Annotated in this window: 16 protein-coding genes; 12 read left to right on the forward strand and 4 right to left on the reverse strand. The window is 73.0% G+C overall.

Features of this window, described 5'->3' with window-relative positions; all coding sequences use genetic code 11:
- Positions 1-265: 265 nt before the first annotated feature.
- The 4 genes from ACZ4EF_RS34670 (at position 266) to ACZ4EF_RS34685 (ending at position 6,280) form a co-directional block, all read left to right on the forward strand.
- A complete protein-coding gene (locus ACZ4EF_RS34670) occupies positions 266-1,516 on the forward strand; it encodes a carbohydrate-binding protein (RefSeq protein ID WP_355347117.1) in 1,251 nt (416 codons plus the stop codon).
- A gap of 353 nt (positions 1,517-1,869) precedes the next feature.
- Positions 1,870-2,685 (forward strand): SAM-dependent methyltransferase, encoded by an 816-nt coding sequence (locus ACZ4EF_RS34675; RefSeq protein WP_391050623.1) that lies wholly within the window; start codon positions 1,870-1,872, stop codon positions 2,683-2,685.
- The gene (locus ACZ4EF_RS34680) at positions 2,682-4,871 is read left to right on the forward strand and encodes a putative bifunctional diguanylate cyclase/phosphodiesterase (protein ID WP_355347124.1); all 2,190 of its coding nucleotides are present in this window, start codon (positions 2,682-2,684) and stop codon (positions 4,869-4,871) included. Before ACZ4EF_RS34675 ends, ACZ4EF_RS34680 begins: the two co-directional genes overlap by 4 nt.
- A 104-nt stretch (positions 4,872-4,975) precedes the next feature.
- Positions 4,976-6,280 carry an SLC13 family permease gene (locus tag ACZ4EF_RS34685; RefSeq protein WP_467508156.1) on the forward strand — a complete coding sequence of 435 codons (1,305 nt, stop codon included), beginning with the start codon at positions 4,976-4,978 and terminating at the stop codon, positions 6,278-6,280.
- 15 nt (positions 6,281-6,295) lie between these two features.
- Here the strand turns inward: ACZ4EF_RS34685 and ACZ4EF_RS34690 are convergent, their stop codons facing one another.
- Positions 6,296-7,969, reverse strand: a complete 1,674-nt coding sequence (locus tag ACZ4EF_RS34690) for a serine/threonine-protein kinase (protein ID WP_355347127.1) — start codon at positions 7,967-7,969, stop codon at positions 6,296-6,298.
- Positions 7,970-8,987: 1,018 nt separating this feature from the next.
- Between ACZ4EF_RS34690 and ACZ4EF_RS34695 the strand changes: the two genes are divergently transcribed.
- Positions 8,988-10,199, forward strand: coding sequence for an acyl-CoA dehydrogenase family protein (locus tag ACZ4EF_RS34695; protein WP_401855182.1), 1,212 nt, complete (start codon positions 8,988-8,990; stop codon positions 10,197-10,199).
- Positions 10,200-10,250: 51 nt separating this feature from the next.
- On the opposite strand, the gene ACZ4EF_RS34700 is transcribed toward ACZ4EF_RS34695, so the two are convergent.
- Positions 10,251-10,703: a hypothetical protein gene (locus ACZ4EF_RS34700; protein WP_401307219.1), complete on the reverse strand. Its 453-nt coding sequence runs from the start codon at positions 10,701-10,703 to the stop codon at positions 10,251-10,253.
- 332 nt (positions 10,704-11,035) lie between these two features.
- Between ACZ4EF_RS34700 and ACZ4EF_RS34705 the strand changes: the two genes are divergently transcribed.
- From ACZ4EF_RS34705 to fxsA, 6 genes are all read left to right on the forward strand, one after another.
- On the forward strand, positions 11,036-12,292 hold the full coding sequence (locus ACZ4EF_RS34705) for an FAD-binding protein (protein WP_467508150.1): 1,257 nt from the start codon (positions 11,036-11,038) through the stop codon (positions 12,290-12,292).
- Positions 12,293-12,382: 90 nt separating this feature from the next.
- A complete protein-coding gene (locus ACZ4EF_RS34710; protein ID WP_355347139.1) occupies positions 12,383-12,823 on the forward strand; it encodes an Lrp/AsnC family transcriptional regulator in 441 nt (146 codons plus the stop codon).
- Positions 12,824-12,929: 106 nt separating this feature from the next.
- Positions 12,930-14,585 (forward strand): amidohydrolase, encoded by a 1,656-nt coding sequence (locus tag ACZ4EF_RS34715; protein WP_467508152.1) that lies wholly within the window; start codon positions 12,930-12,932, stop codon positions 14,583-14,585.
- Positions 14,586-15,243: 658 nt separating this feature from the next.
- Positions 15,244-16,857, forward strand: coding sequence for an apolipoprotein N-acyltransferase (gene lnt, locus ACZ4EF_RS34720; protein WP_355347145.1), 1,614 nt, complete (start codon positions 15,244-15,246; stop codon positions 16,855-16,857).
- Complete coding sequence (locus tag ACZ4EF_RS34725) at positions 16,857-17,621, forward strand: polyprenol monophosphomannose synthase (RefSeq protein ID WP_355347148.1); 765 nt, start codon at positions 16,857-16,859, stop codon at positions 17,619-17,621. Before lnt ends, ACZ4EF_RS34725 begins: the two co-directional genes overlap by 1 nt.
- Before the next feature lie 152 nt (positions 17,622-17,773).
- On the forward strand, positions 17,774-18,376 hold the full coding sequence (gene fxsA / locus ACZ4EF_RS34730; RefSeq protein ID WP_355347151.1) for an FxsA family membrane protein: 603 nt from the start codon (positions 17,774-17,776) through the stop codon (positions 18,374-18,376).
- A 173-nt stretch (positions 18,377-18,549) separates the two neighbouring features.
- On the opposite strand, the gene ACZ4EF_RS34735 is transcribed toward fxsA, so the two are convergent.
- Positions 18,550-18,924 (reverse strand): RNA polymerase-binding protein RbpA, encoded by a 375-nt coding sequence (locus ACZ4EF_RS34735; protein ID WP_093713023.1) that lies wholly within the window; start codon positions 18,922-18,924, stop codon positions 18,550-18,552.
- Positions 18,925-19,180: 256 nt separating this feature from the next.
- Positions 19,181-20,011 carry a membrane protein YczE gene (gene yczE / locus ACZ4EF_RS34740; RefSeq protein ID WP_401855193.1) on the reverse strand — a complete coding sequence of 277 codons (831 nt, stop codon included), beginning with the start codon at positions 20,009-20,011 and terminating at the stop codon, positions 19,181-19,183.
- Between the two features lie 64 nt (positions 20,012-20,075).
- On the opposite strand from yczE, the gene yczR reads away from it, so the two are divergent.
- Positions 20,076-21,587: a MocR-like transcription factor YczR gene (gene yczR / locus ACZ4EF_RS34745; RefSeq protein WP_355347155.1), complete on the forward strand. Its 1,512-nt coding sequence runs from the start codon at positions 20,076-20,078 to the stop codon at positions 21,585-21,587.
- The last annotated feature ends 90 nt before the right edge of the window (positions 21,588-21,677 follow it).

Here is a 21,677-nt window from a genome sequence, read left to right on the forward strand (position 1 = left end):
CGGTCGTCTCCGGTCGTCTCCGGTCGTCTGTCCGACCGACCGGCCGACCGGCCGTTTCCGGCCCGGCCCCGCTCCTCGTACGCGAGGGGCGGGGCCGGGTGCGTGCGGGGTGCGTGCGGGGGTGGACAGGCCGTCGCACGTGGGGAATTGGACTCGAAGTGGTAGAGACCAATTCGTGGTTTAGTCCAAAGGTCTGGACCAACTATTGACGGGTTCGCGTCACCGCAGGATTCTGTCTGCCACGTTCCCCCACAGGAGGCTAGACGTGAACCGTCTCAAAGCAATCGGCTCGGGCGTGGCCGCCGTCGCCCTGGCCGTGGCCGGGCTCGGTACCGTTGCCGCTCTCGGCCCAAGTCAGGCCAGCGGAGCCACGGTCTCGACGAACGCCCTGACCAACAACTGGTACGCCGCCGCCCCGTATCTGATGCCCAACGACAACAACCCGCCGAGCGCGACCGCCATCATGGACGCGACCGGCCTGAAGGCGTTCCAGCTCGCCTTCATCCTCGCCCCCAACGGCGGTGGGTGCAGCCCCACATGGGACGGGACCAGTGCGGTGTCCTCCGACACCGCGGTGGCGAACGTGATCTCCGCGATCCGGGCCAAGGGCGGAGACGTGTCCGTCTCCATCGGCGGCTACGGCGGCACCAAGCTCGGCCAGGCGTGTTCCGACGCCGCGTCCACGGCCGCCGCGTACCAGCAGGTCATCACCAAGTACCAGCTCAAGGCGATGGACTTCGACCTGGAGGAGCCGGAGTACGAGAACACCGCGGCCGTCGCGCGCGAGATCGGCGCGGCCAAGATCCTCCAGCAGAACAACCCCGGCCTGTTCATCTCGGTGACCACGGCGGGCACCGCAGCGGGCACCGGCTGGTTCGGCCAGCAGATGCTCAACGAGGCCAAGTCGCAGGGCTTCACCCCCAACAACTTCTCGATCATGCCCTTCGACGGCGGCTTCAACGGGGCGGCGTCGCAGACCAGCGCGCTCACCGCCTTCAACGGCCTGCTGAAGACCACCTTCGGCTGGGACACCGCCACCGCGTACGCCCACGAGGGCTTCTCCGGTATGAACGGCCGCAGCGACACCGGCGAGTTCTTCTACCAGGCCGACTTCCAGACCGTGCTGGACTACGCGACCAGCCACGGCATGGGCCGCTTCACCTTCTGGTCGCTCAACCGCGACCGCCAGTGCAGCCCGCCGGACAACAACGGCAGCACCTCGGGCACGTGCAGCAGCGTGGCGCAGAACTCCTGGGACTTCGCCAAGTACTCGGTGAAGTTCGCGGGCGCCACGCCTCCCACCAACCCGCCCACGACGCCGCCGACCACACCGCCGACCACCCCGCCCGGCGGCGGCACCTGCACGGTCGCCCAGTGGGCCGCCTCCGCCGTCTACGTCGGCGGCAACGAGGTGGCGCACAACGGGCACAAGTGGAAGGCCAAGTGGTGGACCACCAACGAGGAGCCCGGCACCACCGGTGAGTGGGGCGTGTGGCAGGACGAGGGCACCTGCTGACCGGCCGCCGACCGCGACCGTCCGACGTTCCGGGGCGGCGACCGCACAGGCCGCCGAACCGCTGTCGGTCGAACTGGTCTGAACTGGTCTGATGCTGTCCGAAAATCTATCGCGGGTCCGCGGCCGTCACCGGCAGCGGACCCGCGCTGGTGTGTGCGCGAGTCCGCATCTGCGCGTTTTCGCATATGCACATGCTGGTGGTTGTTGACCAAAAACGGACCCTGGATCTCCGGTCGCGTGTTTCACTCCGAACACGTGATCAGTAGCCTCACAGGGTAGACAGGTGCGCGCCCGTCGGCCGAACCACCGTGTGCGACGCGCCCGTTGAGCCCGATGACCTGGAGACAGCAACCGTGACCGACCGTCCTTCCTGGGCCCCGCAGGGCATCGACCTGACGGTGCCCAGCGTGTCCCGGATCTACGACTACTTCCTCGGTGGCTCGCACAACTTCGAGGTGGACCGGGAGGCGGCGCGGCTGGCCATGCGGGCCATGCCGGGGGCGCCCAAGATCGGCCAGGCCAACCGGGCGGTCATGCACCGCGCCGTGCGCTTCGCGATGGACCGCGGCATCGACCAGTTCCTCGACATCGGCTCCGGCATCCCCACCTTCGGCAATGTGCACGAGGTGGTGCAGCGGGCCAACCCCGACGCCCACGTGGTGTACGTCGACAACGACCCGGTCGCCGTCGCCCACAGCCGCGCCGTCCTGGAGGGCAACGACAAGGCGACCATCGCCGCCGCCGACCTCCGCGACCCCGGCTCGGTGCTGGACAACCCCGAGACCAAGCGGCTGCTGGACTTCGACCGCCCCATGGGCCTGCTGCTCGTCGCCGTCCTGCACTTCCTGTCCGACGCCGACCATCCGAACGAGGTCGTCGCCGCGCTGCGCGACGCGCTGGCCCCCGGCAGCGTCCTGGTCGTCACCCACGCCACCCTCCAGTTCGGCCCCGTCCCCTCCGGACAGCGCGGTGTCCAGGCCGTCTACCAGCGCACCGCCACCCCGCTGATCATGCGCACCAAAGAAGAGGTGGAACGCTTCTTCGACGGCTTCGAACTCGTCGAGCCCGGCGTCGTCCCGCTGCCGCACTGGCGCCCCGAGGCCCCGCTCAGCGACGACGACGACCCCGCCGTACTCCACGGTCTCGCCGGTGTGGGGCTGAAAGCGTGACCGCGCTCCCGGCCGCGGCCGGAAACGAGGGCGCGCACGCGCCCGACGCACGCCCCGGCGACAATCTGCGCAGATTCGCCGCCATTTGGGCACGCGCCATCTACCCGGTGACGGTCACCTCGATGACCCGCGCCGAGTTCGAGGACCACCTGGTGCCGCTCACCCGTGTGCTGAGCGACACCCTCAGGGGCCGCCCGTTCGACCCCCGCCCGGCCGCCGAGGTCGGCACCGCCCTGGTCGCCGCGCACTGCACCGACCCCGAGGCGCTGCCCAGCATCCTCGGCGTCATCGACGCCTACCTCGTCCTGTACTGCCCGCCGGGCCCCGGCCTCGACACCGACGACTGCCGGGCCCGCTGCTCACGCCTCCAGCACGCGGTCGCCGTCGGCTTCTCGCGGGCCCTGCGCGAACGCACCCTGCGCGAGCAGGAGTCCATCATCCGCGCCGCCCTGGACGCCCAGCGCGACGCCGAAGGCGCCCTGGCCGCCAGCGAGGCCCGCTTCCGCGCCGTCTTCGAGGGCGCCGCCCTCGGCATCGGCATCGCCGACCTCGACGGGGAAGTCCTCGAGGTCAACGACGCGATGACCCGGATGTTCGGCAGCGAATCCCTGACCATGCGCCGCAATGTCACCGAGTGGGTCCACAAGGACGACGGCACCGGCACCGGCACCCGCCGGCTCAACGGCGAGCTGGTACGCGGCGAACGCGACACGTACGACGTCGAGCGCGCCTACCAGCGGGTCGACGGCACCATCTTGTGGGCCAACGTCCGGGCGTCCCTGCTGCGCGACGCCACCGGCCGCCCGCAGTACCAGCTCGCGCTCGTCGAGGACGTCACGGAACGGCGCGGACTGCTGCGCCGACTGCGCCACCAGGCGACCCACGACGCGCTCACCGGACTGCCCAACCGCGCCCTGTTCTTCGAACGCCTCGACGCCGCGCTCGACGCCGACCCCGCCAACGGCACCAGCCGGATCGGCGTCTGCTACCTCGACCTCGACGGGTTCAAGGCCGTCAACGACAGCCTCGGCCACGCGGTGGGCGACCAGCTCCTCGTCGCCGTCGCCGAACGCCTCCAGTCCTGCGTCACCTCGCCCGACCAGCTCGTCGCCAGGATCGGCGGCGACGAATTCGTCGCCCTCTACACCGACCCGCCGAGCCTCGCCGCCGTCACCGCGCTCGCCGAACGCATCCTGGACGCGCTGTCCGCCCCCGTCCTGCTCGACGGCCGCGAACTGCCCGTCCACGGCAGCATCGGCATCGTCCACGGCCCCGTCGAGTCCCGGATCGCCGCCGACGTCCTGCGCAGCGCCGACATCACGATGTACCGCGCCAAGGAACAGGGCGGCAACCGGTACGAGGTCGCCGACCCGGTCGCCGACGCCCGCGCCATCACCCGGCACGGCCTGACCAACCAGCTCCCGAGCGCCCTGGAACACGACGAGTTCTTCATCGAGTACCAGCCCCTCGTCGGCCTCGACGACGGCGCCGTGCACGGCGCCGAAGCGCTGGTGCGCTGGTGCCACCCCACCCACGGCATACTCGGGCCCGACCAGTTCATCCCGCTCGCCGAGAGCACGGGACACATCGTCGGCCTCGGCCGCTGGGTCCTGGAGCGGGCCGCCCGCCAGGCGTACGCCTGGCAGAGCGAGCACATCGGCGGCGGTCCGCCGCCACGGGTCAACGTCAACCTCTCACCGATCCAGCTGCACCACCCCGAGCTGGTCCAGGAGGTCTCCCGCGTCCTGGAGGACACCGGCCTCGACCCCGCCTCGCTCTGCCTCGAGGTCACAGAGAGCGCTCTGATCGGCGCCGACGAGGACACCCTCAAGCCCCTGCGGCAGATAGTCGACCTCGGCGTCTCCATCGCCCTCGACGACTTCGGCACCGGCTACTCCAACTTGTCCTCCCTGCGCTGGCTCCCCGTCAGCGTCCTCAAGCTCGACCGCTCCTTCACCCGCGGCATGCGCGGCCACGCCGCCGACCCCGTCGACCTCAAGATCGTCGGCGGCATCGTCTCCCTCGCCCACGCCCTCAACCTGACCGTCACCGTCGAAGGCGTCGAGACCCGCACCCAGGCCGACCATCTGCGCGCCCTCGGCTGCGACACCGGCCAGGGCTGGTACTACGCCCGCCCCGGCCCGCCGGAACGGCTCCACACCCTGTCGCTGGCCGACGCCAGCTAGCCGCCCGGTCCGCCGTCACGGCTCCGCCAGCGCGCGGGGCCGTGAGAAACGACGCACTTGAGTGCGTCGGGCGGGCGTCGGGGCGGAGCCGCGCGGCCCACGTGGTGGAATCAGGCGGTACGCGAGCCCGTGGTCCGTCCGAGGAGAGCCCCCTGAACACCGCCGTCGCGGAGACGATCTCCGCCCTCGCTCTCCTGCTGGTCCTCGGCTTCGCCGTCCTGCGCCCGCGCGGCTGGCCCGAGGCGGTGGCCGCGGTGCCCGCCGCGGGACTGCTCATCGGCATCGGGGCGGTGACGCCGTCCGCCGCCTGGCACGAGACCAGGGAACTGCTGCCGGTCGTCGGCTTCCTGGCGGCCGTGCTCGTCCTGGCGGAACTGTGCGCCGACGACGGTCTGTTCACAGCGGCGGGCGACGCGGTCGCGCGGGCCTGCCGGGGCGAGCCCAAGCGGCTGCTGGCCGGGGTGTTCGTCGTGGCCGCGCTGGTCACGGCGGTGCTCAGCCTGGACGCGACCGTCGTCCTGCTCACCCCGGTGATCATCGCGACGGCCGCGCGGGCGGGCGCCAAGGCGCGCCCGCACCTGTACGCGACCGCGCACCTGGCCAACTCCGCCTCCCTGCTGCTGCCGGTCTCCAACCTCACCAATCTGCTGGCCTTCACGGCCGCCGGCGTGTCCTTCACCCGCTTCGCGCTCCTGATGACCCTGCCGTGGCTGCTGTCCGTCGGCATCGAATACGCCGTCTTCCGCCGCTACTTCGCCGCCGACCTCGCCGTCCGCGAGCACCCGCCGGAGCAGGGCGAGCCGCCGGCCGTACCGGTGTTCACGCTGGTCGTCCTCGGCCTGACCCTGGCCGGCTTCGCGGTCACCTCGCTCGGCGGCCTCAACCCCGCCTGGGCGGCGCTCGCGGGCGCGCTGGTCCTGGGCGTACGGGCGCTGCGCCGCCGCCGGGCGACGGTCCGCGGCCTGGTCGCGGCGGCCGGGCCGCTGTTCTGCCTGTTCGTGCTCGCCCTCGGCGTCGTGGTGAAGGCCGTGGTCGACAACGGCCTGTCCGACGCCGCCGACGGGGTGCTGCCGCACGGCAGCGGCCTGCTCGCGCTGCTCGGGACCGCCGCGTTCGCCGCCGTCCTGGCCAATCTGATCAACAACCTGCCCGCCGTGCTCGCACTGCTCCCGCTGGCCGCCGCGGGCGGCCCCGGCCCGGTGCTCGCCGTGCTCATCGGCGTCAACCTCGGCCCCAACCTCACTTACGCGGGCTCGCTCGCCACCCTGCTGTGGCGGCGCGTGCTGCGCGACCACGGCACCGACTCCGACCTGGGCACCTTCACCCGGCTCGGGCTGCTCACGGTGCCGCCGACGCTCATCGCCTCCACGGTCGCGCTCTGGGCGGGCCTGCGGCTCACCGGAACCTGACCGGCGCCTTCCCCGTCAGCTCCGCTTGGTGAGCGTGCTCGGGGCGCCCTCGGCCTGCGGCCCCGCCTCGATCCGCAGGGTGCGCGCGTCCGTCATGGAGACGGAGTACTCATGCCCTGTCAGACAGGTCAGCGACGAGTCGGGGTCCGTGGGCTCGGCGGCGGTGACCCGCAAGGTCATGGTGTTCCCCCGGACCTGCGCCAGCGACAGCGCCTCCGTACAGCCCCGCTCCGCCCCCGTGCCCGCCTCGGGGATGTTGCTGACGTCCTGGCCGACGGCCTCGCCGCGCGCCCCCGCGTGCAGGGTGAGCGTGACGGTGAACCGGTCGCTGCGCGGCTGGCCGCCGCTGCCGCTCGGATTGCCGGGCCCCGTACCGACCCAGGTGCCGACCCACGAGGCGGGCAGCGCGTCGGCGGGCGCGGAGGTGTGGGTGCTCGTGCTCGGGCCGGGATTCCCGTTGTTGTCGTCGCCGGAGCCGCGCTGCTGGTCGAGGATCACGCCGACCACCACGCACAGGGCCAGCACGCCCGCGACGACCAGTCCGACGCGGGCACCGCGGCCCATCCCCGGCGCGCGGCGCGCGGCACCCCACGGCGCGGGCTGCGGCCCCGAGTACGGCCCGGTGGGCCGGACGGGGCCCGGCAGGGGCGACGGCGTACGCGGCGGCGCGTACGCGGCGTGCGGGGGAGCGGGGGTCTGGCCTCCGGAGCCGGGGCCGCGGCCGGGCGCGGTCAGCGGCGCCGTGGGGGAGTAGGGCGACGGCCCCACGGCGGCCGTCGGGTCCGCCAGCAGCGTGCGGACCCGCGCTTCTCGGCCGCGCAGCTCGTCGGTGAGGCCGGGCGGCGGGACCTCGTGCCACACGCCCGTACGGTGCCCCGCCTCCCGCAGCAGCGCCAGCGCCTCCTCGGCGGTCGGCCGGTCGGCCGGTTCCTTGGCGAGGCACGCGTGGACCAGCGGCGCCACCGCGTCGGGCAGCCCGGTGAGGTCGCCGTCCTCATGCACGATCCGGTACATCAGCGCGGGCGTCGACGGCTCCTCGCCCGGCCGGTTGAACGGGCCGTGCCCGGTCCCCGCGTAGACCAGTACGGCCGCCAGCGCGAACAGGTCGCCGGGCTCGGCGGACGCGCCCGCGGTCGCCTGCTCGGGCGCCATGTAGCCGGGGGAGCCGATCACCCCGCCGGTCCTGGTGTGCCGGGAGTCCTCCGCGGCCCGCGCGATGCCGAAGTCGATCAGCAGCGGCCGGTCAGGGCCGAGCAGTACGTTCGACGGCTTCACGTCGCGGTGCGCGAGACCCACCGCGTGCACCGACCGCAGCGCCTCGCAGAGTTCGGCGGCCAGCGACGCCAGGGCCGGTTCCGGCAGCGGGCCGTGCGCCGAGACCCACTCGGCCAGTGAGGGCGCCGCCACGTACTCCGTCGCCAGCCACGGGGGGCGGGTGCCGGGCGGGCTGTAGTCCACCACCGCCACCGTCCACGGCGAACGCACGCGGTCCGCGTGGCGGATCTCCCGCGCGAACCGTTCCCCGAAGCCGGGGTCGAGTCCGAACTCGGACCGTACGGTCTTCAGCGCCAGTGCCCTCCCGGCGGGGGTGCGCGCCAGATAGACCTGTCCCATGCCGCCCGCGCCGAGCCGCGCGAACAGCGGGTATCCGCCGACTGTGCGCGGATCCGTGGCGTCCAAGCTCTCCATGGGCAGCAGCGTAGGGCCGCTTGCGGCCCTGGGGGAGCGTGATCGTACTCATCCGCCTCCGTCGCCGTACTCACCTGTCACTCCAGTCGTGTCTTGCTTCTTTTCCCGCCCGCCCGCCCACCCGTGCGGGTGTTTTCTTCGTCTGCGGGTGCCGCTTGTGCCTGGTCGGTGCCGGTCCGGGGCACCTCCTCGAAATGCGGCTACCTGGTCGTGGGTATCCAGTGCCCTTCTTGTCACCGCATTTCTGCGGGGGCACCCCGGCCCGTCCCCTCCGGGTACGTCGGCGTCCGCCTGTCCGGTGGGTGTGGCCGGGAGGGGGGGTGGGTGGGCTCGGGTACGTCGGCATCCGACGGCCGGGAGGGGGGTGGGGGTGAGGTGGTCGGCGTCCGCCTGTCGGTGAGGGTTGCTGGGGAGGGGGTGCTCGGGGACGTCGGCGTGCGCCTGTGCGCTGCGGCTGAGGGAGGTGCCAAGGACCGGTGAGGGCGGCCGACTGTTCCTCCGCCGTGGGGATCGGCGGAAGCCGCCTGTCCTTGGCACCCGTCCGGCTGCGGAACGCGTGAGGGGGCCACCCATGCGGCCCCTTGGGTGGAGGACGCTCGGGGTGCCCTCACGGTCTTGGACACCCACCCCGGCCATCCACGGACAGGCGGACGCCGATGGGCGAGGAGGGGACGGGGCGGGGTGCCCCCGCAGAAATACGTTGACGGCCGGGTGCCGGATTCGCGAAGGCCAGGTGGTACGGATTTCGAGGAGGTGCCCCGGACCGGCACCGACCAGGCACAAGCGGCACCCGCAGACGAAGAAAACACCCGCACGGGTGGGCGGGCGGGAAAGACACGACACACTCGCGCCCGTGACGTGGCGCGTCCGATCAGGCATACTCCAACGCGCCAGAACCGCTGATCACCGCGTGCCGCGACCCGGCAGGGGACCATCGGTTCATGGGCACTGCCCACCGACGGCGCCGCCACACCCAGGGCGTGCCGCCGACGCCCCCGACAGGGAGGAGCGTGCCGCGATGTCGCAGCACGGCCCGCAGCCGGTTGTCCGCCACCTGCCCACCGAGGAGGCGCGGGATCTGCTCGCGCTCACCCGGGACCTGGCCCAGCGGGAGATCGCGCCCGCGGCCGCCGCGGAGGAGGACGCGGGCCACTTCCCGCGTGAGACCTTCGCGCTGATCGGGGAGACCGGACTGCTCGGCCTGCCGTACGCGGAGGAGCACGGCGGCGGGGGTCAGCCGTACGAGGTCTATCTCCAGGTGCTGGAGGAACTGGCCGCGGCCCGCCTCACCATCGGCCTCGGCGTCAGCGTCCACACCCTCGCCTGCCACGCGCTCGCGCACTTCGGCGCCAAGGAACAGCGCGCCGAGCACCTGCCCGCCATGCTCGGCGGCAGCCTCCTCGGCGCCTACTGCCTCTCCGAGCCCGCCGCGGGCTCCGACGCGGCCAGCCTGCGGACGCGCGCCGTACGTACCGGCGGCGGCGCGGACGGGGGCGGGGCGGACGGCGACGGCGGGAACTGGACGATCGACGGCACCAAGGCGTGGATCACCCACGGCGGGGTCGCCGACTTCTACACCGTCCTGGCCCGCAGCGGCGGCGACGGCGCGCGCGGCATCTCCGCGTATCTGGTGCCGGGCGACGCGCCGGGCCTGAGCGCCGCCGCGCCCGAGCGGAAGATGGGGATGAAGGGCTCGCCCACCGCGCAGGTGCACTTCGACGGCGTGACCGTCCCCGACAGCCGCCGCATCGGCGAGGAGGGCCAGGGGTTCGCCATCGCGCTGGCCGCGCTGGACGCCGGGCGGCTCGGCATCGCCGCCTGCGCCGTCGGCCTCGCCCAGGCCGCGCTGGACGCCGGTCTCGCGTACGTCAAGGAGCGGCGCCAATTCGCCCGGCCCCTGGCCGACTTCCAGGGGCTGCGCTTCATGATCGCCGACATGGCCACCAAGATCGAGGCGGGCCGCGCCCTGTACCTGGCCGCGGCCAGGACCCGCGACGCCGGTCTCGACTTCTCCCGGCAGGCCGCCATGGCCAAGCTCTTCTGCACCGACGCGGCGATGCAGGTGACGACGGACGCCGTCCAGCTCCTGGGCGGCTACGGCTACACGGCCGACTTCCCCGTGGAGCGGTACATGCGCGAGGCCAAGGTGTTGCAGATCGTCGAGGGCACCAACCAGATCCAGCGCATGGTGATCGCGCGCCACGTGGCGGGCCCCGAGTCGCGGAGCTGAGCGGTCGCCCGGCGGCGGGCGGTACCCCGGCGCCCCGGTCGGGGCGCCGGATCAGGCCGCGCGGGGCGCCGGTACCCGGAAGGGGCGCGAGCCGGGGCCGCCCACGTGCGAGAAGGGCTGGGTGCGCCAGTCCAGGGTGTCGGGCAGGACCAGGAGGGTGCCGAGGTCGAGGTCGTGGACCTCGCCGGGCAGGGAGCCGTCGAGGGGGCGGGCCTCCTCGACGGGGCGGCCCGAGCCGGAGCAGACGGTCAGGCCGAAGGGGTTCCACGGCGTGGGGCACAGGGCGTGCTCCGGAAGCCGGTCCTCGTCGGCGAAGACCGCGATCGGCCGCGCGCACTCCGGGCAGTCCACCCGGACCAGGTCGAGATCGTCCTCGAACGAGTCATCCGTGTCGTCGGCGTCCGGCAGTCCCGGCAGCAGCGCGAGCGCGAATTCGCGTTCGTGCCCCTCCTCGGGCGCCGGCTGGGTCCGCTCACTGCGGTTGTGGCGCACATGGTTACGCATATTCGCGTCTCCCCCATCGGACGGATGTGCCCTCCATCGGGCCGGCCCGGCGTCAATCCCGCGGCCATAGCGAGCACTTCCCGCCGCGCTACGCGGGTAATCACGCCATCGACCTCATAGGGATGCATGGGGTGTGGCCTTCGTCACATCCCGCCTTTCGGCCGGTCCATGCGCCCTCGCCATGCCTCCGCGCACCCCTCGTGCCCCCGCGCGGCATCTTGCGGGAGTGCCGGATAAGGTGCGAGCGGGCGTGGCCGGGCAGGGCCCCGCCGACCGGTGGAAGCAGCTCGGCAGAATGCGTGGCGACGTGATGCGTGACGGGTGGCGGCGTAATGCGTGACGGTGGGATGCGGACCAACTGGGCCGGGAACATCACCTTCTCGGCGGAACGGGTGCACCGCCCGGAGTCGACCGGCGCCCTGCGCTCCCTGGTCGCCGCGAGCCGCCGCGTGCGGGTGCTGGGCAGCGGCCACTCCTTCAACGACATCGCCGACACCGACGGCGCCCTCGTCGAACTCTCCGGCCTGCCACCGGAGATCGACATCGACACGGCCGCGGCCACCGTCCGCGTCGCCGCGGGCGTCCGCTACGCCGAACTCGCCCAGCGGCTGCACGAGTCCGGCTTCGCGCTGCCCAACATGGCGTCGCTGCCGCACATTTCGGTGGCGGGCAGCGTCGCCACCGGCACCCACGGCTCCGGCAACGCCAACGGCGGCCTCGGCACCTCGGTCAGCGCCCTCGAACTCGTCACCGCGGACGGCGAAGTCGCCGTGCTCAGCCGGGACAAGGACGGCGACCGCTTCGACGGCGCCGTGGTCTCGCTCGGCGCGCTCGGCGTCGTCACCGCCCTCACCCTCGACCTGGTCCCCGACTTCGCCCTCCGCCAGCACGTCTTCACCGGGCTCGAAGTGGCCGACCTGGACGGCCACTTCGACGCGATCACCGGGGCCGCGTACAGCGTCAGCATGTTCACCGACTGGCGCGCGCCGCGCTTCGGGCAGGTCTGGCTCAAGCAGCTCGCCGACGCGCCCGCGCCCGAATTCCCCTGGGCCGCGCCCGCCACCGGGCCGATGCACCCCGTCCCCGGCGCCGACCCGGTGAACTGCACCGCGCAGCAGGGCGTGGCCGGACCCTGGCACGAGCGACTGCCGCACTTCAGGCCGGGATTCACCCCCAGCAGCGGCGCCGAGTTGCAGTCCGAGTACCTGCTGCCCCGCGAACACGCCCTGCCCGCGCTCCACGCCCTCGCCGGGCTCGGCGCCGACATCGCGCCGCTGCTCCAGATCTGCGAAGTGCGGACCGTCGCCGCCGACCGGCTCTGGCTCAGCCCCGCCTACGGGCACGACTGCGTCGCCTTCCACTTCACCTGGGTGCCGGACACCGCCGCCGTCCTCCCCGTCCTCGCCCGCCTCGAACAGCGCCTCGCGCCGTACGCGCCGCGCCCGCACTGGGGCAAGGTCTACGTCGCCGACGCCGCCGAGGTCAGGTCCCGCTACCCCCGTATGGCGGACTTCCGGGCGCTGGCCGCCGAGCTGGATCCGGGCCGCACCTTCAGCAACGCCCACCTGGACCGGCTGCTGCCCGCGTGAGCGCGACGGCGACACCCGGCGCGGGATGTGACCGAACCGTGCACATGCATACGTAACGCGGCGCTGTGCCTATGGGTAAGGTCATCCGCTATGGAGGAGTTGGACCGGCACATCGTGGAACTTCTCGTCGCCGACGGGCGCATGAGCTACACCGACCTGGGCAAGGCCACGGGCCTGTCCACCTCGGCGGTGCACCAGCGCGTGCGCAGGCTCGAACAGCGCGGCGTGATCCGCGGATACGCGGCCATCGTCGACCCCGAGGCGGTCGGCCTGTCCCTGACGGCCTTCATCTCCGTCAAACCGTTCGACCCCAGCGCCCCCGACGACATCGCGGACCGCCTCGCCGAGGTCCCCGAGATCGAGGCGTGCCACAGCGTCGCGGGCGACGAGAACTACATCCTCAAGGTGCGGGTCTCCGCCCCCATCGAGCTGGAACACCTCCTGACCCGGATCCGCACCCTCGCGGGCGTCTCCACCCGCACCACGGTCGTCCTGTCCACGGCGTACGAGGCCAGGCCGCCGCGCGTCTGAGCCGCGATTCCGGCCGCCGCGGACCCGCCGTCACGGGAGGCGCGCAGGCGCCGGGGGCGCCACCCCGGAGTCCGGCGCGCGCCCCGACCGGGGGAGACTTGTGCCCATGCACCGCACCTCCACTCCGCAGCCCCCCGCCACCCCCGCGCCGACCGGAACCGTCCTGCTCCGTGGCGGCGCCGTCTACAGCCCCGCCGACCCCTTCGCGACCGCGATGGTCGTGGACGGCGGCACCGTCGCGTGGGTCGGTTCCGAAGGGGCCGCGGACTCCTTCGCGGACGGCGTGGACCGTGTCGTCCGGCTCGAAGGGGCGCTGGTCACCCCGGCCTTCACCGACGCGCACGTGCACACCACCGCCACCGGCTTCGCCCTCACCGGCCTCGACCTGTCCGGCGCCGCGTCGCTGGCCGACGCGCTGACCCGTACGGCCGCGTACGCCGCCGAGCGGCCCGCCGACCGCGTGCTGCTCGGCCACGGCTGGGACGAGAGCCGGTGGCCCGAGCGGCGCACACCGACCCGCGCGGAGCTGGACGAGGCGGTCGGCGGACGACCCCTCTACCTGACCCGTACGGACGTCCACTCGGCCGCCGTCAGCACCGCGCTGCTCGACCTGGTGCCCGGCGTCCGGGACGAGCCCGGCTTCGACCCGCAGGCGCCGCTGACCCGCGACGCGCACCACGCGGTACGCCGCGCCGCGTACGCCGCCGTCACCCCCGCCCAGCGCGCCGCCGCCCAGCGCGCCGCGCTGCTGCACGCCGCGGAACAGGGCATCGGCGCGCTGCACGAGTGCGCGGGCCCCGACATCTCCTCCGAGGACGACCTCACCGGCCTCCTCGCGCTGGCCGCCGCCGACGCCGGGCCGCGGGTCTTCGGCTACTGGGCGCAGGCCGCGTCCACCCCGGCCGACCTCGACCGGGTCCGGGACCTCGGCGCGATCGGCGCGGGCGGCGACCTCTTCGTGGACGGCTCGATCGGCTCCCACACCGCCTGCCTGCACGCCCCGTACGCCGACGCGCCGCACACCGGCGTCAGCTACCTGGACGCCGAGACCATCGCCCGCCACCTCACCCTCTGCACGGAAGCGGGCCTCCAGGCCGGTTTCCACGCCATCGGGGACGCGGCGATCGGCGCGGTCGTCGACGGTGTACGGGCCGCCGCCGCGGCCGTCGGCCTGGAACGCGTCAGGGCCCTGCGGCACCGCGTGGAGCACGCCGAACTGATGACCCCGGACACCATCGCGGCCTTCGCCGAATTCGGCCTCGTGGCCTCCGTGCAGCCCGCCTTCGACGCGGCCTGGGGCGGTGAGGACGGCATGTACGCCGACCGGCTCGGCGCCGACCGGGCCCGCGACCTCAACCCCTTCGCCGCCATGACCCGTGCCGGGGTGCCGCTGGTCCTCGGCTCCGACAGCCCCGTCACCCCGCTCGACCCCTGGGGCGCCGTCCGCGCCGCCGCCTTCCACCGCACCCCCGAGCACCGCGTCTCGGCTCGCGCCGCCTTCAACGCCCACACCCGTGGCGGCTGGCGCGCCATCGGGCGGGACGACACCGGCGTCCTGGTCCCCGGCGCCCCCGCCGACTACGCCGTCTGGGACAGCGGCGACCTCGTCGTCCAGGCCCCCGACGAACGCGTCGCCAACTGGTCCACCGACCCGCGCTCCGGCACCCCGGGCCTGCCCGATCTCACCCCCGGACGCCCGCTTCCGTCCGCCCTGCGCACCGTCGTCGGCGGCCGTACCGTCTTCGAGCGGCCGAACGGGTGAGCATCGCTCGGCACATGCGGCCGAACGGTGTGCCCTCGGCCTGTCGCGGCGTGTCGCAGGTGCCCGCACTGACCTGCTGATTTGGCGAAACCCCGCAGGTCAAGGGGGTGTTGACAGCCGATGGTCGGAGGCGAGTAGGTTCGGCCAAGTCCACCACAGGACGTCGGACCGGGGGCCCTCCGCGGTTCTGTCGACCGCCGCTGGGCCATGGGGCGCCGCGCCGCACGTGCACGCCGCCACTGGCAGCCAGGTCCAGCGTCAGCGGCGCCGGAACGCGTACGCGCCCCGGTCGGCAGGTGTGACCCGGGAAGGGCCCGGACGCCCAGTAGACAACGGCCTTGGTACTGACCCGCAGCCAGCGGGTCCCAGGTCGGCCCGAAGGGCGTCCGGGCCCGTTCCGTTGCCCTTCCGCAGTCTGGGGGTCCCCCCGGACGGAGTCTGGGGGAGGGTCCCGCGTCGGCCCGATGGGCGCCTGGGCCCGTTCCGCTGCCCTTCCGCTCCCTGTTCCGCGGCCTGGGGGTCCCCAGACTTCGTCCGGGGGTGCCCCCAGGCGGGTGGGGCGGGGTACCGTCGCCTTCATCACCACTTCACCTGCAAGAAAGGCCGCGACGTGCGCCCGCGACCCGACACCGTTTCCGCGGCGACCGCGGTTGAGCCGTTGACGGAGCCGTCAGCGGCGCCAGGGGTTGGGGCGGAGGGGAAGGCGTCGCGCCGCGAGCGGTTCGCGGCGGCGGCGCGGGCGGCCGCGCCCAGGTCGGCGGTGGCCGCGGTGAGCGGCTGCGCGCTGGCGCTGGCGTTTCCGCCGTACGGGGTGTGGCCGCTGTCGGTGGTGGCGGTGGCGGCCCTGGCACTGGTGCTCGAGGGCAGGACGGTGCGCCAGGCGGCCTGGCTGGGCTTCGCCTTCGCGTTCCCCTTCTTCCTGTGGCTCCTGGTGTGGCTGCGCTCGGTGATCTGGCTGGCCGTACCGCTGCTGTCGGCGGTCGAGGCGGCGTACCTCGTGCTGATGGCCGCGCTGATCGTGCTCGCCCGGCGGCTGCCCGGCTGGCCGCTGTGGACCGCGTGCCTGTGGGTCGCACAGGAGCTGGTACGCGACCGGCTGCCGTTCGGCGGCTTCCCGTGGGGGCGCCTGGCGTTCGCCAACACCGCCTCCCCGTACACCCCGCTCGCCGCGCTCGGCGGCGCCCCGCTGGTGACCTTCGCGGTGGCGCTCAGCGGCACGCTGCTGGCCGCGGCGGCCCTGGCCGGGTACCGGGCGTACAAAGCCCGCCGCGCCGCCGTCCTGCCGGGCGTGACCGCCCTGGCCCTGTCGGTGGCCGTCCTGCTGTCCGGCCTGCTCGTGCCGGTGCACACCAATGCCGTCGGCCACGTGCGCGTCGCCGTCGTCCAGGGCAATGTGCAGCAGCCCGGCATGCACTTCCTCGGCCGACCGATGCAGATCCTCAACAACCACGTACAGGCCACCCTCAAGCTCGCCGCCGACATCGAGGCGGGCAAGGTGCCCAAGCCCGACATCGTGCTGTGGCCGGAGAACTCCTCCGACCTGGACCCCTTCACGTACCCGGAGGCGTACGACAAGATCACCGAGGCCGTGAAGGCGGTGGGTGTGCCGGTGCTGGTCGGCGCCCTGGTCGACGGCCCGGACGAGGACCACGTTCAGAACGAGGGCATCGTGTGGGACCCGGTCACCGGCCCCGGCGCCCACTACACCAAGCAGCACCCGGTGCCGTTCGGCGAGTACGTGCCCTTCCGCAAGGCGCTGACCAAGGTCGTCCCGATGCTCAACCAGATCCCGCGGGACTTCTACCCCGGCAAGGGCACCGGCGTGATGCGGATCGGCCCGGCCGAACTCGGCGACGTGATCTGCTTCGAGGTCGCCTACGACGGCATCGTGCGCGACACGGTGAAAGCCGGGGCGCGGGCCCTGGTCGTCCAGACCAACAACGCCACCTACGGCCGCACCGGCCAGCCCGAACAGCAGCTCGCCATGTCCCGGCTGCGCGCCGTCGAGCACGGCCGCGCCATCGTCACCGCCGCGACCAGCGGAATCAGTGCGATCGTCGCTCCTGATGGCAAGATCGAACAGCAGAGCGCGGAGTTCACCCAGCAGGTGCTGAGTGCCGACATCCCGCTGCGCGACGAGATCACTCTCGCCGACCGCGTCGGTACGTTTCCTGAGTGGTCACTCGCTATTGTTGGGCTCCTGTCCTGTGCGGTCGCCTTCGCGCTCGGCAGGCGCGACCGCACACGCATGGGCATGGCAAAGGGGCAGTAGTGAACGACGGCGAGCAGCGGAGCTTCGGGCCGCTCGGCAAGGTTCTGGTCATCATCCCGACCTACAACGAGGCCGAGAACATCAAGCCGATCGTGCAGCGGGTGCGCACGTCGGTACCCGACGCCCACATCCTCGTCGCCGACGACAACAGCCCGGACGGCACCGGGAAGCTCGCCGACGAGCTGGCGGGCGCCGACGAGCAGGTCCACGTCCTGCACCGGCAGGGCAAGGAGGGCCTGGGCGCGGCGTACCTCGCCGGCTTCCAGTGGGGCATCGACCACGGCTACGGCGTCCTGGTCGAGATGGACGCGGACGGCTCCCACCAGCCGGAGGAACTGCCCCGGCTGCTGACCGCGCTCAAGAGCGCGGACCTGGTGCTCGGTTCGCGCTGGATCCCGGGCGGACGGGTCGTCAACTGGCCGAAGTCCCGCGAGTATCTGTCGCGCGGCGGCAGCACCTACTCCCGGCTCCTGCTGGACGTCCCGATCCGTGACGTGACCGGCGGCTACCGCGCCTTCCGCAAGGAGACCCTGGAAGGTCTCGGCATGGCCGAGATCGCCTCCGCCGGCTACTGCTTCCAGGTGGACCTCGCCTGGCGCGCGGTCAAGGGCGGCTTCCACGTGGTCGAGGTGCCGATCACCTTCGTCGAACGCGAGCGCGGCGACAGCAAGATGAGCCGCAACATCGTGGTCGAGGCGCTGTGGCGGGTCACCGCGTGGGGCGTGGGCTCCCGGGCGGGCAAGATCGTCGGCCGCAAGGCGTAAGGCCGCCCACGGCCCCCTGAGCCCCTTCGTGGGGCACGCGGGGGCGGGACGCGCGGACGTGCGCACGGGCGTCCGCGGGAATCCCCCGCGGAACCCGAAGAGGGAAGCGTCCACCGATCCGGTCTTTACCTGATCTTTGGCACACTTGAGCTATGACGATGAGCACTCCGCCCTCTGTCCGTCCGCAGCAGCCCGGCCCGCGGCGACGGCGCCGTTCGCGCGTCCGCACCATCCTGCCGCTGGCCGTCGCGGCCTGGGCGGTGCTGGAGATCTGGCTGCTCATCGTGGTGGCGGGGGCGACCAGCGGGCTGACGGTCTTCCTGCTGATCGTCGCCGGGCTGATACTGGGCGCGAGCGCGGTCAAGCGGGCCGGGCGCAGCGCGTGGCGGAATCTGACCGCGCAGGTGCAGGCCGCCCAGGCGCAGGCCGCGCGGGACCCGAACGCGGCCCCGACCCCGCCCGCCGAGAGCAAGGGGCGCAACGGACTGGCGATGCTCGGCGGCCTGCTGCTGATCATCCCCGGCTTCCTCTCCGACGCCGTGGCGCTGTTCCTGCTCTTCCCGCCGACCCGCAGGCTCATCGGCAAGGGCGTCGACCGGCTCAACGCCCGCGCCCTCGCGGCGCGGCCCGCCGCCGGGGAGCCCGGCTCCGTCGGCGACCTCTTCCAGCAGGCGCGGGACGCCAACGAGCAGATCCGGATCCACAAGCCCGACGGCAAGGTCATCCAGGGCGAGGTCGTCGACCACCGGGACTGATCACGCGCGCTGATCCCGAGATCCGCGCCCCGCGGATCTCGGGATCAGCGCCGCGCCACGCAAAAACCCGCCGGGGGGGGAGCAGGTGCTCCGCCCCCGGCGGGGAAGTGTCGGGGGGCCTTGGTCCCCGGGGAGGTGATCCCTGGGGCGCCCCCATGGGTGAGCCCGCGCTGTCAGGCGCTCTTGCGGTTGTCGCGCGGATGCACGGCGATGTTCATCGCTCCGGAGCGCAGGACGGCCAGCCGTTCGGCCAGCACCTCCTCCAGCTCCTCGAGCGTGCGCCGCTCCATCAGCATGTCCCAGTGCGTGCGCGCGGGCTTGGTCGTCTTCTCCTCCGGGCCCTCTCCGTCCACCAGCAGGGCGGTCTGGCCGCAGGCGCGGCACTCCCACTCCGGCGGAATCTCGGCCTCAACCGAGAACGGCATCTCAAATCGATGTCCGTTCCGGCATGCGTACTCAACGGTCTGGCGCGGGGCCAGATCGATACCGCGGTCGGTCTCGTAGCTGGTGGCCCCGAGTCGCGTGCCGCGGAGAGCTCGCTCACTCATGAATCGTGCCTCCCGGGCTTGGTCGCCCACAGGACAGGTGTCGCTGTCGTCGTCATCCGGTCAACGTCCGGTCGGCGGTGAAGATTCCCGTTTAGGGAGATGCGTCGCCCGTCGTGTCGCCCCTGTTTGTACCCACCGGTGCCCGGTTTGTCACATCTGAGCGGAGATGTCACCCGGTGTCGTCATATCTTTTGCGTGCAGTAACGGTCAAGCTGCTGGGCCAACCGCGTACACTACCGGTCCGCACCGCCTCCGGCTAAATCGGATCGACCGCAGCGCGTTCGGGCGCGTCCCGACGAATCACCGCAGAAGCGGGCATTACGTCCGGGGTCGAGCCCGCGTCAGCACCCGAATTCGTATCCGAATTCGCCTCCCCGTCCCTGGTCGCGTCCGTGGCCCGGTCCCTGTTCGCGTCCTTGGTCACGCTCGGACCCGGCGCTCCCTCCGGTTCCGCGAAGACCCGCAGGAAGAACTGCGCGAGCGGGCCGATGGCCAGCGCGTAGAGCACCGTACCGACCCCCACGCCGCCGCCCAGCGCGAAACCGGCGGCCAGCACGGTCACCTCGATGCCGGTACGCACCAGCCGTACGGAACGGCCGGTCCTGCGGTGCAGGCCGGTCATCAGGCCGTCGCGCGGTCCGGGGCCGAAACGGGCGGTGATGTAGAGGCCGGTCGCCAGGCCGTTGAGCGCCACCCCGGCCACCAGCAGCGGGACGCGTACGGCCAGGGCCTCCACGTGCGGCACCAGGCGGCAGGTCCCGTCCATCGCCAGGCCCACGACGAAGACGTTGGAGACCGTGCCGAGGCCGGGGCGCTGCCGGATCGGCCACCACAGGAGGAGAACGGCCGCGCCGACGACAATGGAGACGACGCCGATGCTCAGTCCGGTCAGCCGGGACAGCCCCTGATGGAAGACGTCCCACGGGTCCAGGCCGAGCGCGGCGCGGATCATCAGCGCTGAGCTGGCCCCGTACAGGACCAGCCCGACGTAGAGACGGACGAGGCGGCGGTACGGGACCGGCGAGAGCGACGGGTGCGGGAACGACGAGAACAACGGAACCCCCCTGGCGGACGTGTTGGCGCACATGCCACTCTGTGGCCTGTAAGTGCTTCGGATCCACGGCCAATCTGTGGAAGGTGGACTGATTTCTGTGTCCCAGTGGACTGCGACGGTCGGCGCCGCGCACCTCGCCCGGCTTCTCGAACCGCGCCCGCGAAGCGGCCGCGGCGCCGGAGCGGCGGCGGGCCACGGGCGGAAACTGCCCGCCTACCGGGGGCTGGCCGACGGGATCAGGCTGCTGGTGCTCGAAGGCCGGGTACAGGTCGCCGCGCGGCTGCCCGCGGAACGGGAACTGGCTCTCGCGCTCGGCGTCAGCCGGACCACCGTCGCCGCCGCCTACGAGGCGCTGCGCGCCGAGGGGTTCGCCCGCTCGCGGCGCGGCGCCGGAAGCTGGACCGCGATCCCCGACGGCCATGTGCTGCCCTCGCGCAGCCTGGAGCCGCTGCCGCCGGACGCCGCCGGGTCCGTGATCGACCTCGGCTGCGCCTCGCTGCCCGCGCCCGAGCCGTGGCTGACCCGCGCGATGGAGGGCGCGCTCGCCGAACTGCCCGCCTACGCCGCCACGCACGGCGACTTCCCCGCGGGGCTGCCGGTGCTGCGCGAGGCCATCGCCGACCGCTACACCGCGCGCGGTGTGCCCACCATGCCGGAGCAGATCATGGTGACCACCGGGGCGATGGGCGCCATCGCGGCGGCGGCCCGGCGGCTGGTCGGCTTCGGCGAACGGGTCGCCGTCGAGTCACCCAGTTACGCCAATGTGCTGGAGCTCTTCCGCGAGACCGGCTCCCGGCTCGTGCCGGTCACGCTGCGCGAGGGGCTCGGCGGCTGGGACATGGACGCCTGGCGGCGCGTGCTGCGGGACGCCGCGCCGCGCATGGCGTACGTCATGCCGGACTTCCACAACCCGACCGGCAGTCTCATCGGGGAGGACCAGCGGCGCGACCTGGTCGAGGCCGCGCGCGCGGCGGGCACCGTCGTCGTGGCCGACGAGACGATGGCCGAACTCGTGCTGGACGGTGAGGAGTCGGGGGTGCGGCCGATGGCCGCCTTCGACCGCGGCGGCACCGTCATGACCGTGGGCTCCGCCAGCAAGGCGGTCTGGGCGGGGCTGCGGATCGGCTGGGTCCGCACCACCCCGGACGTCGTACGCCGCCTGGTCTCGGCCCGCGCCTACCTCGACATCGGCTCGCCCGTCGTCGACCAACTCGCCGTCGCCTGGCTGCTGCGCGGCGGCGGCTGGGACCTGGCCCTCGCGGCTCGCCGCGAGCGGGCCCGCGAGTGTCGCGACGACCTCGTCGCCGCCTTGCGTGAGCACACTCCCGACTGGGACTTCGCGGTGCCCCGCGGCGGTATGACCATGTGGGTCCACACCGGTGACGTGTCCGGCTCGCGGCTGGCCGTCGCCGGTGAACGGCTCGGTGTCCGCGTGCCGTCCGGGCCGCGCTTCGGCGTCGACGGCGCCTTTGAGCCGTACATCCGGCTTCCCTTCACCGTCAGCGGGGCCGCCGCCGTTGAGGCTGCCGCCCGGCTTGCCCAAGCCGCCCACGTCGTCCGCTCCGGCGGCGCCGCCGACGGCGAAACCACCGGCCTCTTCGTGGCCTAGGTGTATTGACCTGGAGGGTTGTTGACGCGGGTGATGGGTGGCTGGCCGCCGAGTGCGGTGTGGGTGCGGTGGTGGTTGTAGGTGTGGAGG

Source organism: Streptomyces sp. NPDC025721 (genome assembly GCF_055558595.1).